The following is a 15,921-nucleotide window of genomic DNA, read 5'->3' as shown; positions in this document are numbered from 1 at the left end:
ACATTCCATTTTTGGGATTCAAAAATGGGAATTCATGCCCTTTAAGCAATTGCAGGCAAAAAAAACGTTTTTTTTCTGGGATTATGGACTGCGTTTATAATAACTCTAAAATAATTCCCTGTGAGAAAATATGTTGCCACTTAATGAATTATGCTGGTTGCCTGGTCGTATTTCTTTAAGGCCATTAAGTACGCTTGAATCATCTCATAATTTAAAAACAGGCGCACGAAAGGTACTTGAACGTTATTACTCTCTGAGCACAGTAGGAATGTTTTCGGGTAACCATACACAGATGTTACAGGAAACCCTATCAACGCTGATGGCGGGCAATCTAAATATCGCTAAAGGCCAGGGGTATTTGGTCTATGCAAAAACACAAACCCATAATACTTTCTTTGATGCCCGCTGGCTTGATGAGATAGCGACCGGTTGCGGAATAGGACACTGGGAACAATTAACCGTGAGTCTGAATCATTGTGCCTCCGCTTTGTCGGCGATTCATTTGTTGAAGAGCAGGGTAATAAAAAGTCAGCTGCCAATGATCCTCATTACCGGTGAAAAGGCTTTCCACAGTGATATTAATAAGCTTGATAATAGTGTTATGGCGGAAATTCCTGCTGCCATGCTGCTCAATGCGGGACATTCACAGTGGCAAATCAACAACACTGCCGTGCGGCATCTGCCTTCATTTTATAATAATCACAGAGAGTTTCCGGCTGCCCGACGGCGGGAGCTTTTCTCATCACTGGAACAAGATTATTATGACTTTTATCTTTACGTCCTGAAAAAGTTTAACCTTACCATTGACCATATAGATGCCATTGTTCCGGGTAATATAGATATGCCAATGCTCAGGCGTATTGCCGGTAAATTGAACTTTAAGGGTGAGCTTTTTACTGAGCATATATCAGGTTATGGGCATGCTTATTGTTCTGATATTTTATTTAACGTGTCGTCGTTATTAAAGCGTTTCGAAGGAAAAAGAATACTCTGTGTTGCTATGGGGATAACGATGTCCTGTATCCTGATTGAAAAAAACGAAAATAATGAGGTAAATCATGTCACAACTTCTGTTAGCCGTTAATGATGCTTTAAACGATGTCATGTCTGCAAAAATCAACATAACGTCGGAAACTGATTTCAATGAAGATCTGGACCTCGATTCAGTATTATTTGTTCAGTTCTTATTAACCCTGGAAGAAAAAATCCCCGGCCTCATGTTTGAACCTGATCAAATCAATCAGGATGCATTCACCACGGTCGGAAAACTTATTCAATGGATTGAGCAGCACCTGCAGTTGGAGAGCTCTGATGTCTGAAGAAGAGTTTACCCGACTTTACTTTCTGTTCAGGGACTATGAGCCGTCAGAAGCTTTCCGGCAGATGCGCCGGAAATGGGCCGACACGGCAAGCGGCGTGTTTTGCGGCGGGTATCAGTTGCTGGCTGCGGAAGGTGAAACCTGCGCGGAACAGCATGCTGAATCTGATCGTATTCTGGCGTCACTGGGCATGTCTTTGCAGCACACAGGCACAGAAAACATCACCGACGATCCGATCCCGCTTATGGCATCTTTTGCGGCACGCCTGGGGCTACTGAGCCAGATCCTGGCCGTGAGCTGGAAGCATTTATCCGGGAGGAAAAGCTTTGGCGTAAAAACGACCCGACATCAGTTGGTGAAGGCGGATTTCGCCGATCTGAGCAGTCAAACAGAGGTGTTATTGCTCCAGTGGCAGATGCGTATTGCGATGCAGGACTTTGCTGATCCGGAGACGGATCACTGGCAGCTCACGATGCTGACCAACCGGGCAGAAAAGTTGATGGGCGGACATGGCTATTTATCCGGCTCGACGCACAGCCTTTCTTACCTTTCGATGATGATTTACAGCCTGTATGGGAAAACCGCAGCCGTTGCCATGGCTGCTTTGCCGGAACGTCGGGAGCTCAGAGTATGAATACTTCACCTGAAATGACGTTGCCACAACGTCATAGCCTGAGCAAAGATATCGCCGACCTGCTGAAGTTAGCCTGGCCGATGATCATCGTGGCCATTGCCGTCTCATTTTCGCAAAACATTCAGACCGCGATTCTGGGGCACGGTAAAGAAACCAGTTCAATTTATGTGCTGTCAATGCTCCAGCCTTTCAGCTTTCTATTTCTTGCGATTCTGGAATGTCTGGCTATCACTAATCAGGTTTTCAGTGCCCGTTCACTGAATCTGTGGTCGCGTCAAAAGGTCCTGGCGGCGACTTCACTGCTGGCGACGCTGGGTATCCTGATTGTGGCACTGCTAAGTGGCGTGACGGCGCTTTGTGCGCCTCTGTTGCAGACCCTGCTGCCTGTCGCCGGGAATGCATTTTATTCCTCAGCATTACCGCTCTATTTCCTGTCCATGCTGCCCTTTATTCAGCTTGAGATGTGTAACAGCGCGCTCCGCGGGCAGGGGAAGAGCGCGTTAAGCATGCTGTTAGTCATCGCGTATATCGTGCTGAATGCGCTGATCTGCTACATCGGCTATCAGGTTTACGGATTAGGTTTTAATTCGATTATTGTCTCAAACGCGCTGGCTTCGTCTCTGCTTATCCCTGTCGCGCTTTGGCTGGTATGGCGTACAGGCTGCAATGCGCAAGATGACCGGCCAGGGGCATTTATTCCGCGTCTCAGCGGACTTCTGTTTCAGGTTGGCGTGCCCATTTTTGCCTCGCTGGTGGTGCTGTTTTTCAGTTCCCTGCTGATATTCCCGTTAATTGGCACGCTGGGTGAGCAATATGTTGCCGGTTTTTTGATTGTGACCAAGATCCGAATGTTTATCGTCATCCCCGCTGTGGCTTGTGGATCCGCGCTGGCGATATTAATTAACCAGCGGCTGGCGATCAGTAGCGGTGAAGAATTAAAACGGTTGCTGCACCGGGGGTTGGCCTTTATTTGTATTATTTATCTTCTGCTGACATCGGGTGTTTATTTCACCGAGGCCAGCCTGATAAAAATTCTGTCCGGTGACAAAGTGATTCAGGACGTCAGCAGCCAGATTATACTGATTCTGTTACCGACGTTTTTCCTGACTTCTTTCGTCGCCTCGCTTCAGGCATTACTGGAACAATTAGAACAGGCCCGACGGGTACTGGTATTAACCGTAATCATTGAATTACTGACTGTTATCACTTTACTGGTGGGCTGGGATAAATTTTCGCAACTGCACACTATCATGAATCTGATTATTGTCTTTAATGTGGTGTACTTTATTGCGTTCGGCAGGGAGTACTGGCGACTGGCCAATAAAATAGGGAGTGAAAATGTTTTATAGCTTCTTTTATCCCGTCCTTTTATTTCTATCGCTGGTGCACCAAAATTACCTGCGGATTTTGGTCATTATGCGATTGCGTCCGACGTTACTGATGAAAGCGAAAATAAGACCCGCAACACATTATACGAGGGCATGCAAACTCATCAGTTTAGTCGATTTATATTCCCTGCATGTCATGTCTTCCTATCTTTCAGCATTATACGCATTACGTCTTTTCGAAAAGACCCGGCCTTTACCCTATAAGCAGGGGGAAATCATGCTGCTCAGCCGCTGCGTGCAGCAGGAGATTTTTTGGCGTAAATCTTTTGTTAAGGTCTTCATTTATCCTCAGGCGGATCCGCAGGCCGAAAAAGTCTTGCTCCTTCACGGGTGGGATGGCCGGAGTATTATGTTACGGCAGATGGCGCAGCGGTTGCAGGAAAAAGGCTATGCTGTTTTTGCGCCTGACCTTCCCGCACATGGTATTTCTCCCGGAAAAAAAGTGTCTTTCTATGATTTGTCTCGGGCCGTCATGGAAATGGAAAACCACTATGGCCATTTTTCGGTGATTATTGGTCATTCGACCGGCGGCTTAATTGGCTGCATGGCCGCCCTGCAAGGGCTGCTTTTTAAACGGATGATTTTAATCGGCAGTCCGTGCAGCTACGGAAAAATGATGGACAGATATGTCAGCAATAATAAATTGCCAAAGCGTATTGCCGGATCAATGAAAAAACTTTACCAGCACCGCTATGGTGTTCATCCTGATGTTATTGGACCGGAGCTTATCGGGTCAATAACACAACCGGTCATGATATTACATGATAAAAACGATCTCAGTATTGAATTGGATGAAGCGGTAATACTGAGCCATTCTTTGAAAAAAAGTGAATTAATCGTTACAGAAGGAAAGGGCCACAACGGCGCATTACGTGACCCAGCTGTATTTAATTATATTTCAGATTTCCTGAGAAATACCTTGCATGAAGACTTTTCATCTTTCCGTGAGCCTAAACTGATATTGCGTGCAGTGAATAATAAAAAGTGGCATAAGAAATCTTTTTGATAATTATAAGCAATGCAGGTTACTGATTAACATGCTTCTTGAAAAGTTGTTTCTTTGAACCCCGAAAATGAAATCATAATCTGACGACTCTTTTTTAATTTCCGGACGCATTGTCCTGATGACATTCTGCTTAAATTTGAGCGGAGACTCGCTATAAGTCTTACTGAAACTTCGGGAAAAATGCGGCAATGACGAAAATCCGCACGCATAACTGATATCCGTTAATGACCACTCAGGGGCTAAATGGATAAATTCTCTGGCCAGCGCCAGCCTGACTTTCCACATCCACTTTATGGGAGTGACATCATAGAAATGTTTGAATATACGGCAAATATCAAAACGGGTTTTACCACATATTTTTTCCAGATCTTCCAGTGTGATCTCGTCAGAAATATTCTCCAGCATATAATTAATAATCTTAACAATGCATAAGGCTTTTTCTGTATGAGCGTGTTTCCCATAGACAGTCAAATGACGATTATCCAGATCCTCGGTTATTTTTTGTGTAAAAAGCGTTTTTTCAGCGTTCGATAGTTTGCGTTCCCACATACACACCCCTTCTGCGTAATTAATGAGTGATGAACATTTTTTTGAAAAGTGGAATACCGTACCCGTAAGGATTAAAGCAATTACTATGCCATGTTTTTATTTGTTTCAACTTGTTGTTTAAAATGGATATTATTATTCATCCCTGTTATGGGAACCGTAAAATCCCATTTTCGACACGCGTTAATAAATTGAACTGATCTAATATCCCACTATTGGGAATACCTGATATGAGTGGGACGACACAGGGAAAAACAGACAATCAGGCCACGCCGTCCCATTTTTCGTTCCATTAATGAGATAGAAAATAATGATGGGAAAAGGTCTTTTTTGTGGTTTCCTGAAAAAACAATAAAAATCAGCATGTTAATGAGATTTAAAAGATTGGCACGATTTGTGCTCATCAGTAAGGAGTTATCAGAAAAGGTATTATTATGGACATTTCAATCCCGCAACCCGGGAATAAATTCATACTGAAGCGATACCGCAAATTTTTGGTTGCGGGAGCACTTTTTTTAGCCACGCTGGCGGCAATCTATAATTACCGGTTTTCGCCTTATCAGATTTCCCGCGGGAGTATCGCCGTCGGACAGGTGCAATATGGAAATTTCTCGGTAGAAGTGAGGGGCAACGGAGTACTGTTACCGCGTGATATCAATTGGGTTGCCGCCAATGTTGATGCCCGTGTGGAAGAGGTTATCTACAAACCCGGGATGAAGGTGAGTAAGGGGCAGTTATTGGTGAGAATGAGTAACCCTACGCTGGAACAGAAATTACAGGAAAACCGGCTCGAGCTGGATGCCCGCCGCGCTGAAACTGATGCGACGAATGCAGAATTACAAAATAAAATTCTGAGTCAGGAAGCGCTGGTTCTGGATGCAAAAAGCCGGCTACTCAGCTCTACAATGCGGCTTGCTGCGCAAAAGAAATATATAGCGGCAGTGCCGATGCTGGAATACGAAACAACCCGTATTAATACTGAACAATATCGTCAGCAGGTTGTGCTTGAGGAAAAACGATTAAAAACGCTCAAGCTGAGTATTGATGCTGATATCAAAGCCAGTGCGATGCGTCTTAACAAACTGGAATCGCTGGTGCTGCTGAGCCAGCAGGAAGTCGATTCGCTGAATGTGACCTCACCCATCGAGGGAATTTTGCAGGATGTGAAAGTCCAGGTCGGGCAGCGGGTCACCACCGGAACCAGTATTGCCCGTCTGGCGAAAGAGAAGGAACTTTATGCTGAACTCAAAGTGCCAGAATTACAGTCCCGCGATCTTGCCGTCGGGCAACAGGTGACCATTAACACCGGGCGCAGCCAGTTTGCCGGCGTGTTATCACGTGTTGACCCTGCGGTGACCAATGGCACCGTTAAAGTGGATGTGACATTTACTCAGCCGCTGCCGCAAGAAGCCCGTCCTGATCTGAGCGTGGATGGTTTAATCGCAGTGACAAAAATTAATGATTCCCTGTACGTTGAGCGCCCACCGTTCGCACAGAATAATTTACCTTCGATGCTTTACCGGCTCGATGACAAGGAACGTTCAGCCACTAAAATGAAGGTCAACTTTGGGCAAGGATCTGCGGATTATATTCAGGTGACCAGCGGGTTGCGTGCGGGAGATAAAATTATTCTCAGTGACGGCAGCGCCTGGCAAGGGGCAGATCAGATTGAGATTACTAAATGATGCCGGCTCACCTGCAAAAGACGCCTGCAAACTGTATAAAGCGATGGAGATAAAAAATAATGGAATCACTGGTAGAACTCACTGATGTGAATAAGATATTTTTGACGGATGAAATTGAGACACACGCCCTGAGCAAGATCACGCTGAGCATTTCCAAAGGGGAATATGTGGCGATTTCCGGGCCGTCAGGCTGTGGAAAATCAACGCTGTTGTCGATTCTGGGGCTGCTGGATGTGGCCTCTACCGGTACTTATCAGCTGGCCGGGCATAATGTAGAGAATATTTCTAAAAAGCAGCGTGCTCTGGTAAGAAATCGCGATATCGGCTTCATCTTCCAGTCATTTAATCTCATCAGCGATTTAACCATTGAGGAAAATGTCTCCCTGCCACTCACTTACCGCAAGGATATCTCTAAGACTGAACGACAGCAGAGGGTGGCGGAGGCTTTAGACAAGGTCAATATGTCCCACCGTGGACGGCATTATCCTTCACAGCTTTCCGGCGGACAGCAGCAGCGTGTGGCCGTCGCGCGGGCTATCGTGGGCAATCCTTCCATTATTCTGGCGGATGAACCGACGGGTAACCTGGACTCCCACAATGCCGAGGCGGTGCTGAATATACTCGATAAGCTGCATCAGGAAGGGGCCACTATCTGCATCGTAACCCATGACCCGCGTTCAGCCGAACGGGCGCAACGCAGCATTGTGCTCTCTGACGGACAGGTCGTCGGAGACGGACATGTGGCACGGGAACTGACCCTGATAAAGGAAGCATAAAATGCTTTTTGATATCCGATATGCCTTACGCCTGCTACTCAAAAGTCCGTCATTTACCTTCATCACGGTGCTGATCATGTCCTGTGGTCTGGCACTGACGCTTTATATGTTTTCAGTGATTAATACCATCATGTTTACGCCACTTCCTTACCCGGACGGGAAAAACATGGTGTTAGTTAACCCGACAGTTAATGGCGTCAGTCTGAGTGATTCCGGGGTCAACTTCCTGGACTACAAGGACATCAAGGCGCGCAACACCACGCTCAATGATGTTGGTTATTTTTATGCGGAACGTGCCGATATCAGTGACGGTACGAAAGCGGTTTCCTATATGGCTATCCGTAATACGCCGGAGATGTTTTCTTATGCTGGCGTCCAGCCCTATCGTGGCAGGGTGCTGAACAGTGAAGATGTCCAGCCTGGCGCGACGCCTGTTGCTGTCATCAGCTATGGTATGTGGCAAAACTACTTTGCTGCCGATGAACAGCTTATTGGCCGGGATGTACTGGTTAATGGCATACATACACGCATTGTGGGGATCATGCCCGCCAATTTTGCCTTTCCCTTCTTTCATGATCTCTGGCTGCCTTCTAAGCTGGATCCCTCACAGTATCTGGTGCGCAAAGGCGCGCCGGAAGTGTCGGTTTATGCCCGCCTGAAACCCGGTGTTCCGCTCGCTGACGCTGACCGCGATCTCGCTCAGGTGATGCAGTCGCTGGCCTCTGAGTATCCTGAAAGCAATAAAGGGCTATCGGCTCAGGTACTGACATTCCAGGAAAATTTCATGGGTGAAGAGACCATGCCGATATTCATCGTCATGCTTTTTGCCGTCGCTTTTGTTCTTGTGCTGGCGTGTTGCAATGTCGGCAACTTGTTACTGGCCAGAACCACAGAGCGTTCAAAAGAAATCGCTATCCGTGTCGCCCTGGGGTCACCTTCCGGTCGTCTGGTCATGCAAATGATGTGGGAAAGCTTATTTATCTGCACCTTCTCGGGCGTCATCGCCGTTCTGCTTGCGGCGTGGGGACTGGAGATCACCAATACATTACTCCCGACTTTCGTGCCGAACAAAATTCCGTTCTGGTGGCACTTGTCACTGGATAACGTCATGATCCTCAATGCCTTAGTGCTGGTCATCATGACCGCTGTCGTCACCAGTGCGTTGCCTGCCTGGAAAATCACCCACGGCAATTTCAACGATGTGCTGCGGGACGGAACGCGTGGCGCACAAAGCCGCGGAGCGGGCAAGGTTTCCCGTATTCTGGTGACGTTTGAAGTCGGATTATCCTGTTCCATTTTGTGTATCAGTGCGTTGCTGGCGCTGCTGGTCTACCAGGCAACCCGGGCCGATTACGGGGTGGTGACGCAGGGCTATCTAACCGGTCAGATTAATCTCAATGCCAACCAGTATCCTGATGATGCGAGCCGGATCCTGTTCTACCAGCGACTGCAGTCGTCCCTCAGCGGGATACCTGGCGTTGAAAAAACGGCCATCACTACCAGTGCCGTCGGACAATTTACCGTTCCCCGTCAGGTGGATATCGATTCGTCGGGTAACAACAGCAAAGACCGCTGGTCTTATCCTCTCGTCAATGATGTACAAGTGATGCCGGGAAGCCTGGTGGGAATGGGCATCACGCCGGTAGCCGGAAGGGAGTTTGCCAGCAGTGACACGCAGGACTCGCAACCCGTTGTGGTGGTCAGCCAGTCGTTTGCGGAGCAGTTCTGGCCCGGTGAGCGGGATGTGATCGGTAAGCGTCTGCGTTTTCGTGATTCGGATGATCAGCGCTGGTTCACGGTTATCGGTGTGGTGCCTAACGTTATTCATGGCCGGCCTTTCAGCGCGTTTCGTCAGCGGGTCACGGTTTATCGCTCGCTGACGCAAATACCGGCGGCTTCATTAACGCTGGTGCTCGGCGCTCAGAATCCTGATACGTTAGGCCCTGCGCTGATCAATGCGGTACGTCAGATTGACAGCACGCTGTCGGTCAATCAGGTGCAAACGCTAAATCAGCGTCTGGCCAGAAATACCGCCGGGCTGCATTTCATCGCTAACCTCTTTATGCTGTTTGGCGTGGTCGCGGTAATACTGGCCGCTACCGGTATTTATGCGGTGATGCGCAATGTGATAAATCAACGTATTCAGGAGATCGGTGTGCGTATGGCCATGGGGGCCACGGAAGGGGTTCTGTTGCGGATGCTGATGCTGCAGGGCAGTAAGCAATTAGGCATTGGCCTGATTATCGGGCTGCCTCTGGCCTTCTTTGTCGCACCCAAGCTGACGCGTATATTGGGCAACGGGCATACATCCTTTGCACTGCTCTTCTGGGGCGTAGCCATTATGATCTCTTTGATTGTGGCGTTAGCGGTGTGGTTGCCTTCCCGACGCGCCATTCGTATGTCGCCTGCGGATGCCATTCGCTACGAATAATTTGACGCCGCGCCTGACGGGTGCGGCGGCACAAGCCGGATGCTTTAATGAACGAAAAAAAACGTATTCTTGTTATTGATGATGATGCAGGCATTCTGACCAGCCTTGACATGCTGCTCCGTCTGGAAGGGTATGACGTGACGCTGGAAACGCAGGCTGACCGTTTATTGTCACATTTGTCCGCAAAGCCCTTTGATCTGGTGTTGATGGACATGAACTTTCAGAAAGACACCACCTCGGGTCTGGAAGGTTTGCAACTGCTGGATGAGTTAAAGAAATTTGATGACTGCCTGCCTGCCGTGGCAATGACCGGTTGGGGAAGCGTTGACATCATCGTCAGCGCCATGCGGGCCGGCGCGGCGGATTTTATCCAGAAACCCTGGGATAACGAACGCCTGTTAAGCATTGTTCAGCAACAGATCGCATTGAGTCAGGCAAGACGTTCCGGGAATTGCCTCAGAGAAGAAAATAAGCTGCTGAAAATGGCGCTTGAAGATGACATGGGCAATGAATGGGTTGTCCGTTCTCAGGCCATGAAACAGTTGATCAACGTGGTTGAAACGGTGGCGGCTACGGATACCAGCATCCTGATCCTGGGTGAAAATGGCACCGGCAAAAGCCTGCTCGCCCGCTATATACATCAGTTATCCTCCCGCCGTGATCACAGCATTGTTGAAGTCAACATGGGGTGCATCAATGAGCAGTTGTTTGAAAGTGAAATGTTCGGACATGTGAAAGGCGCGTTTACCGATGCGCGGGAAAACCGCATTGGCCGCTTTGAACTGGCCGATAAAGGCACATTATTCCTCGATGAAATTGGCAATTTGCCGTTGTCCCAGCAGGTAAAATTACTGCGCGTCCTGGAAGAACGGCAGTTCGAACGCGTGGGTTCATCGCGCACACAAAGCACCCAATGCCGGATCATTGCGGCCACCAATACGGATCTTGAAAAAGCCGTGGTGGAAGGGAGATTCCGGCAGGATTTGCTTTACCGGCTGAATGTCATACAAATTCCGTTACCGCCGCTACGTGAACGGCAGGAAGATATTGAGCCGCTGGCCGAACGTTTCATGCAACGCTTTGCCCGCAAGTACAATAAACCTAAACCGATATTATCGGCGATGGCGCGGCAAGGACTGCATGAATATTCATGGCCGGGCAATATCCGCGAACTGAGTCATCTGCTTGAGCGAGGTGTATTGCTTTGCCGTAATAATACGATCGACCTGGCGGATCTTTGCCTGCCACTGCCGGTGAAGGAGCAAAATACGGGTCATGCGTTACAGCATAAGCCGGTGACGCAACTCGAGACGGGCACGCTGGCAGAAGTGGAAGAAACGGTGCTTTTACAACGCCTGCGTCACTATGACGGAAATGCAGTGAAAGCGGCAGAATCGTTAGGGCTGAGTCGCAGCGCTTTTTACCGACGACTGGATAAATTAAAAATCTGTCATGAGTAAACTTTTTCGATCCTTTGAGACGCGTCATTTAATCCTGTGCAGTTTGTCCCCGCTCGGGGGCGTTGTTGCCTATCTGCTGCTGTGGTGTTTCCCGCAGCAGTCTTTCTACCTGAAATGTCTCACGCTCTTTATCCTGTGCGTCACGTTAGTGTATTTTTCCTATCACTTTTTCCAGCAGCTTCTCTATAAAATCAATGTGATTTCTAACCTGTTAGAAGCCGTTGAGCAGGAAGATTTTAGCCTTCGCGGTGTGACCAGCGGGGAAGGGGTGTTTGAAGGCGTCATTGAACAGATCAATGCGATTTCTGGTCAGTTATCACGCCACCGCCAGCAGCAAAGAGAAATGGATTTTCTGCTGCAAAAAGTGATTTCCAATATCACTGTGGCCATTTTCGCGATTGACGGCAATAACCGGCTGGTCTGGTGTAACAATGCGGCCTCGCGGATGCTGGGTACCTCGCTGGAAAAGCTGATCGGCGAGAAATCCAGCCACTGGCAACTTGATACGCTGTTGCAAAATGCCAACCGGGAACATCCGGTGGAGTCTCATCATGAAGGGCGTCCGGGGCGTTATAAAGTGTCCAGTGATACCTACATGGTTGACGGGATCCAGAACGTGTTGCTGTTTGTCAGTGACGTTGATGACATGCTGCGTCAGGAAGAACAAAAAGCCTGGCAAAATCTGCTGCGCGTGATCAGCCATGAAATAAACAATTCACTGAGCCCGATTGCCTCTATCAGCCAGATGCTCCAGCAGCACTATCGCCGGCATACAGAAAACCTGCCGGAGGGCTTTGCGGAAGGTATCGATCTTATCAACCGCCGGGCTAAAGAGCTTATCGCGTTTGTCAGCAGTTACCGCCAGCTAAGCAAGCTCGCGCCGCCCGTTAAAGCACCGCTTGATGTCGCCGCCCTGATTGCAGAACTGCCGCTGTTGTTCGCGCACCGTAAAATTACCCTGAAAGGCCCCGCGCCGCTGATAGTGGATGTCGACCGGGTGCAAATCCACCAGTTGCTCATCAACCTGATTAAAAATGCCGATGAGGCAATGAGCGATACCACGGCGCCGGTTTGCATTGAATGGTCAGAGGAAAAAGGGCGGCTGTTTGTGACTATTCTTGACCAGGGGGTCGGGCTGACCAACCCCAAAAACCTGTTTGTTCCTTTCTATACCACCAAACCCAACGGCAGTGGCATCGGACTGATTTTGTGCCGGCAAATCGCTGAAAGTCATGGCGGGTATCTGTCTCTGGAGAATCGCCATGATCGCACCGGTTGCCGTGTTACCCTCAATTTACCACGGTGATCCCCTCCCTGAACTGAAGACAGGCGAAGGATTTTGCCTGATCCGTCACTTTGCGCCTTCGCTGTCGGGAAAACTGCTGCGACAGCAGGCGCATTGCTGGCTGCGTCAGATACTGACGAGCTGCTTACCGGTGACCGATACGCAGTTAATTATCGCAAGAACCCCTGAGGGTAAACCCTGGCTGCCTGATTTTCCTCAGTGGCACTTTAACTTATCCCACAGCGGAACATCGGCGGCGATAGTGCTGTGTCGCGGGGCCGAGGTCGGGGTCGATCTGGAAAAAGTCAGCGGCAAAGTGGAGGTGAAAAAAGCCATCGCCCGCCGGTTTTTCCACCCAGATGAACAGCGCTGGCTGGCAGAAGATGAGGCCGATTACCTGCTGCGGTTTACCCGGTTGTGGAGTGTGAAGGAAGCCTGGCTCAAAGCGCGGGGAACCGGACTTACGCAGTCGCTGGCCGGTTTTTGTGCCATCCCTCAACACTGCGGCATTGCGCAGGTGTCCGGTGCGCATCAGGCACAAACCGGCCTGTTACATCACCAGCTGATTGAAAACGACGGCGTATATTGCCTGGCGTATGGTGCCTGTTCTGCGCAAAAAGACCTGCCGGTCAGATGGCAGGTCTTTGTTTATCTGGCAGACGTTAAGCCGTCATTACGCGCAGCCGGAATTTGAAATCTCGCTGGCAAACGAGCTGGCAGCGCCGGTATCCACCTGCGCAGAGGCGCTGACGGAAACGCGTGCGCCTGCCGCCAGCGTGCCCTGAATTTTGGGAATATGACACAGCGAAGATTCCGCGCCCATGCTCATGCGCACGTTAGCCGATTCCGCCGTAAAATCCTGCGGCTTCTTGTTAAAACTCCCGCCCATGGCCAGATCCAGATTCAGCTCAGCCGTTTTGCCTTCAGCCCGGATGTCCGTGCCCATGCTGCCGGAAACGGCCAGTGTTTTAGGATCCACCGCACAGGCCGGCACCGCTATTTTAACACCGGCTTTTCCGGCCAGGCTGTTCAGCGGGCCGCTGGTGTACAGGGTGATATCCAGCGTATGCGAGATAAAACGATCATTTTCGGCGGCGTCATTGACCAACAATAACGCGTGACTGTTATTGGTGACTTTCAATTTATTCAACGAGTCTTGCGAACCGGAAACCACCATAGACGGTGTCGCGGCACACTTAATGGTGAGATTAATGCCCTGTCTGGCTTCTACTGCGCTAAAAGCTTCCAGGGGAAATGTTTTGTCTGCGGCGAAGGCAGAATTGCTGGTGACACAGACGAACAGGGTAAGCGCCAGGAGGGTCTTTTCCATCATAATTCCTTGATTTCATAATAATGTAGCAAGTGTACGAAGCGTTTGTTCCACACTTGATTGAGGCATTCCAAAATCCATCAGGCACGCAACTTCATCGATGCCTTCCTGCCTGAGCCGGGCAAGCTGATCCGCGCATTCTTGTGCCGAACCAAATAAACCGCAGTGGTTGAGATATTTCTCCACTCCCCATTTCAGTGTGTAGGCTTGCTTCTTCTCATTTTGCTCCGCATCGGTGGCCGGTGATTGACTGAGATTGTCGGAAAGCGCCATAAACGCCCGCAGATATCCGGTGAGTGCCGGTCTGAGGCGTGGCAGCAGTCTCTTTCTTTCTTCTCCGGCCTGCGTGTGCAACATCAGCGTGACGGTGCCTTGTGCGGGATCAAAACCCGCCTGACGGCGTGCGAGACGATACACCGCGCAGTTCTCCATCAGTTTTTTCACCTAATAAATCGGTGGGTGTACACAGCGGGCCGGTCACCTGATACCGATGTTGTGTACCGGCAGGGGTTTCACCCAGACGGGCCATCGGGAAATTACGCCGGATCAGCGAGTTGATGCCTGCCGCACTGCCGTGACAGTTGGCTCCGCCATCACATACCGCGAACCATTCATCACGTGAGGGTTTGAGATAATTAACGCGGGTGACAAAAATGCCTGCGCGGGCAATCAGGTATCTGCCCAGTTCGACGATGATCTTACAGCGCGGAAATTTGTCATGATAATTGCGGATAACCGGAGCCAGTGCCTCACCCAGCGCAACAATATCCAGCGGCTTTTCTTTATCGAAATACCTGACGCCGAAACCGCCGCCGACATCGACAAAATCAAAATCGATCTTGTAGATATCCTGCAAAGATTCAGCCAGTGACAGAATATTCAGCGTATTTTTGGCCAGCGCCTGCCAGTCGAGGATCCGTGTACCGAGATAAATGTGGATCCCTGCAAGTCGTACATTGCTTTGCTGCCCGACACAGGCAAATGCCTGCGGCAAAAGTTGTTCATCTATGCCAAATTGCCGCGGTTTGCCACTCATCACCAGTTTGGCTTTTTCGCCAGTAAAGTCAGGATTGATACGCAGGGCGATGGTTTGTATGACGCCCATGCTGGCAGCGATATCATTAAGAAGCTTTATTTCTTCAATGGATTCGATGACGACAGCTTTAATACCAATGCGACAACATTGGGTTAATTCAGCAATATGTTTACCGGGACCAACAAAAATAATATCCCCCGCGGGGATCCCCTGACGTATTACTGTTTCCAGTTCCGCCAGGGAACACACTTCACAACCCGTTCCTTCCCGGCTTAACAACTGAACGATTGTTTTATTGGGATTGGCTTTGAGCGAATAAAAATAATGAATCTCATCAGGAAGTGATTTTTTTAAAGCTGCAAAGTCTGCCTTTATTTGCGAGGCACTGTAGGCATAAAACGGCGTCGGAACCTTGTCAGCCAGACGCTGATAAGGAATATCGTCGATATTTTCTGCGCTAATAAACTGGCTATCAGGAGGAAAAGCTGACATCGCTAAACCTCCGGAATAACAGGGATTCAATCTGATGAATATTGCGGAAGTTTTCGAAAAGATCGCCATCGAGGATATCGAAAAAGCTCTCAGAAGCATTGCTTCTGGCTTCCAGCCATTCGCCCATCTCTGCGATAAAACCCACCAGATGGATCGAATCCAGCAGCCCTTCAGGCCCGTAGATTTCAGCGCCTTCTGCAATAGCTGCCAGCTTCCTATTGTCAACACCCACTTTTTCTAATGAGGAGAGTATAAAATCTTTCGTCGCCGATGAAATAGTCATTAGTTTCGCCACGTTAAAAACTTCGTGCCGACATCTTATCCGGCCTACTCAGAAAGATTTGCTTGAAATTGCGTCCGCAATAAAAGAAGAAATTAAGGGACGGGATAAGTTCACCTGTGTCATGACGGCTCACTGACATAATAATTGGGGGGATTCGAGGAATTCGTATTCGGTTATTTTATGAAGACAGTAAAATCAACCATGATTGCCGTCAGGACTATTTAATGTAAGACTCTGCGGGGTAAAGCTT

The 15,921-nt window shown here is 49.1% G+C and carries 16 protein-coding genes; 11 read left to right on the top strand and 5 right to left on the bottom strand.

Annotated features, from left to right (window positions below):
* The first annotated feature begins 130 nt into the window (after window positions 1-130).
* The 5 genes from EYY67_RS21460 to EYY67_RS21440 are packed head-to-tail and all read left to right on the top strand — an operon-like array spanning window position 131 to window position 4,347.
* Window positions 131-1,084 carry a beta-ketoacyl-[acyl-carrier-protein] synthase family protein gene (locus EYY67_RS21460; RefSeq protein WP_165497989.1) on the top strand — a complete coding sequence of 318 codons (954 nt, stop codon included), beginning with the start codon at window positions 131-133 and terminating at the stop codon, window positions 1,082-1,084.
* On the top strand, window positions 1,059-1,319 hold the full coding sequence (locus EYY67_RS21455) for an acyl carrier protein (RefSeq protein WP_095925399.1): 261 nt from the start codon (window positions 1,059-1,061) through the stop codon (window positions 1,317-1,319). Before EYY67_RS21460 ends, EYY67_RS21455 begins: the two co-directional genes overlap by 26 nt.
* Window positions 1,312-1,953 carry an acyl-CoA dehydrogenase family protein gene (locus EYY67_RS21450; protein ID WP_095925398.1) on the top strand — a complete coding sequence of 214 codons (642 nt, stop codon included), beginning with the start codon at window positions 1,312-1,314 and terminating at the stop codon, window positions 1,951-1,953. Before EYY67_RS21455 ends, EYY67_RS21450 begins: the two co-directional genes overlap by 8 nt.
* A complete protein-coding gene (locus EYY67_RS21445; RefSeq protein WP_095925397.1) occupies window positions 1,950-3,302 on the top strand; it encodes an MATE family efflux transporter in 1,353 nt (450 codons plus the stop codon). The genes EYY67_RS21450 and EYY67_RS21445 overlap by 4 nt, the downstream gene beginning before the upstream one ends.
* On the top strand, window positions 3,292-4,347 hold the full coding sequence (locus EYY67_RS21440; protein ID WP_119825777.1) for an alpha/beta fold hydrolase: 1,056 nt from the start codon (window positions 3,292-3,294) through the stop codon (window positions 4,345-4,347). The genes EYY67_RS21445 and EYY67_RS21440 overlap by 11 nt, the downstream gene beginning before the upstream one ends.
* A 3-nt stretch (window positions 4,348-4,350) precedes the next feature.
* On the opposite strand, the gene EYY67_RS21435 is transcribed toward EYY67_RS21440, so the two are convergent.
* Window positions 4,351-4,896 carry a helix-turn-helix transcriptional regulator gene (locus tag EYY67_RS21435; RefSeq protein ID WP_095925395.1) on the bottom strand — a complete coding sequence of 182 codons (546 nt, stop codon included), beginning with the start codon at window positions 4,894-4,896 and terminating at the stop codon, window positions 4,351-4,353.
* 431 nt (window positions 4,897-5,327) lie between these two features.
* On the opposite strand from EYY67_RS21435, the gene EYY67_RS21430 reads away from it, so the two are divergent.
* From EYY67_RS21430 to EYY67_RS21405, 6 genes are read left to right on the top strand one after another with little or no spacing between them, the layout of a single operon-like run.
* Window positions 5,328-6,578, top strand: a complete 1,251-nt coding sequence (locus EYY67_RS21430) for an efflux RND transporter periplasmic adaptor subunit (RefSeq protein ID WP_119825781.1) — start codon at window positions 5,328-5,330, stop codon at window positions 6,576-6,578.
* Window positions 6,579-6,637: 59 nt separating this feature from the next.
* Window positions 6,638-7,354, top strand: coding sequence for an ABC transporter ATP-binding protein (locus EYY67_RS21425; protein WP_037033254.1), 717 nt, complete (start codon window positions 6,638-6,640; stop codon window positions 7,352-7,354).
* Between the two features lies 1 nt (window position 7,355).
* Window positions 7,356-9,785 carry an ABC transporter permease gene (locus tag EYY67_RS21420; RefSeq protein WP_095925393.1) on the top strand — a complete coding sequence of 810 codons (2,430 nt, stop codon included), beginning with the start codon at window positions 7,356-7,358 and terminating at the stop codon, window positions 9,783-9,785.
* 47 nt (window positions 9,786-9,832) lie between these two features.
* A complete protein-coding gene (locus EYY67_RS21415) occupies window positions 9,833-11,245 on the top strand; it encodes a sigma-54-dependent transcriptional regulator (protein WP_095925392.1) in 1,413 nt (470 codons plus the stop codon).
* Window positions 11,238-12,551, top strand: coding sequence for a sensor histidine kinase (locus tag EYY67_RS21410; RefSeq protein WP_095925391.1), 1,314 nt, complete (start codon window positions 11,238-11,240; stop codon window positions 12,549-12,551). Before EYY67_RS21415 ends, EYY67_RS21410 begins: the two co-directional genes overlap by 8 nt.
* Complete coding sequence (locus tag EYY67_RS21405) at window positions 12,508-13,224, top strand: 4'-phosphopantetheinyl transferase family protein (RefSeq protein ID WP_095925390.1); 717 nt, start codon at window positions 12,508-12,510, stop codon at window positions 13,222-13,224. The genes EYY67_RS21410 and EYY67_RS21405 overlap by 44 nt, the downstream gene beginning before the upstream one ends.
* On the opposite strand, the gene EYY67_RS21400 is transcribed toward EYY67_RS21405, so the two are convergent.
* Genes EYY67_RS21400 through EYY67_RS21385 form a run of 4 tightly spaced genes read right to left on the bottom strand, consistent with a single transcriptional unit; the run spans window position 13,204 to window position 15,671 of the window.
* Window positions 13,204-13,860, bottom strand: coding sequence for a GIN domain-containing protein (locus tag EYY67_RS21400; protein ID WP_131694346.1), 657 nt, complete (start codon window positions 13,858-13,860; stop codon window positions 13,204-13,206). The genes EYY67_RS21405 and EYY67_RS21400 overlap by 21 nt on opposite strands.
* Before the next feature lie 15 nt (window positions 13,861-13,875).
* Window positions 13,876-14,277 carry an LLM class flavin-dependent oxidoreductase gene (locus EYY67_RS21395; protein WP_242675622.1) on the bottom strand — a complete coding sequence of 134 codons (402 nt, stop codon included), beginning with the start codon at window positions 14,275-14,277 and terminating at the stop codon, window positions 13,876-13,878.
* Window positions 14,243-15,388, bottom strand: coding sequence for a type III PLP-dependent enzyme domain-containing protein (locus EYY67_RS21390; RefSeq protein ID WP_242675621.1), 1,146 nt, complete (start codon window positions 15,386-15,388; stop codon window positions 14,243-14,245). Before EYY67_RS21390 ends, EYY67_RS21395 begins: the two co-directional genes overlap by 35 nt.
* Complete coding sequence (locus EYY67_RS21385; protein ID WP_095925371.1) at window positions 15,369-15,671, bottom strand: hypothetical protein; 303 nt, start codon at window positions 15,669-15,671, stop codon at window positions 15,369-15,371. Before EYY67_RS21385 ends, EYY67_RS21390 begins: the two co-directional genes overlap by 20 nt.
* Window positions 15,672-15,921 lie beyond the last annotated feature (250 nt).

The organism is Rahnella victoriana, from assembly GCF_004330295.1.
GTDB lineage: Bacteria > Pseudomonadota > Gammaproteobacteria > Enterobacterales > Enterobacteriaceae > Rahnella > Rahnella victoriana.
The sequence above is the reverse complement of the archived record's forward strand: the minus strand, read 5'-3'. Positions and strand labels throughout refer to the sequence as shown.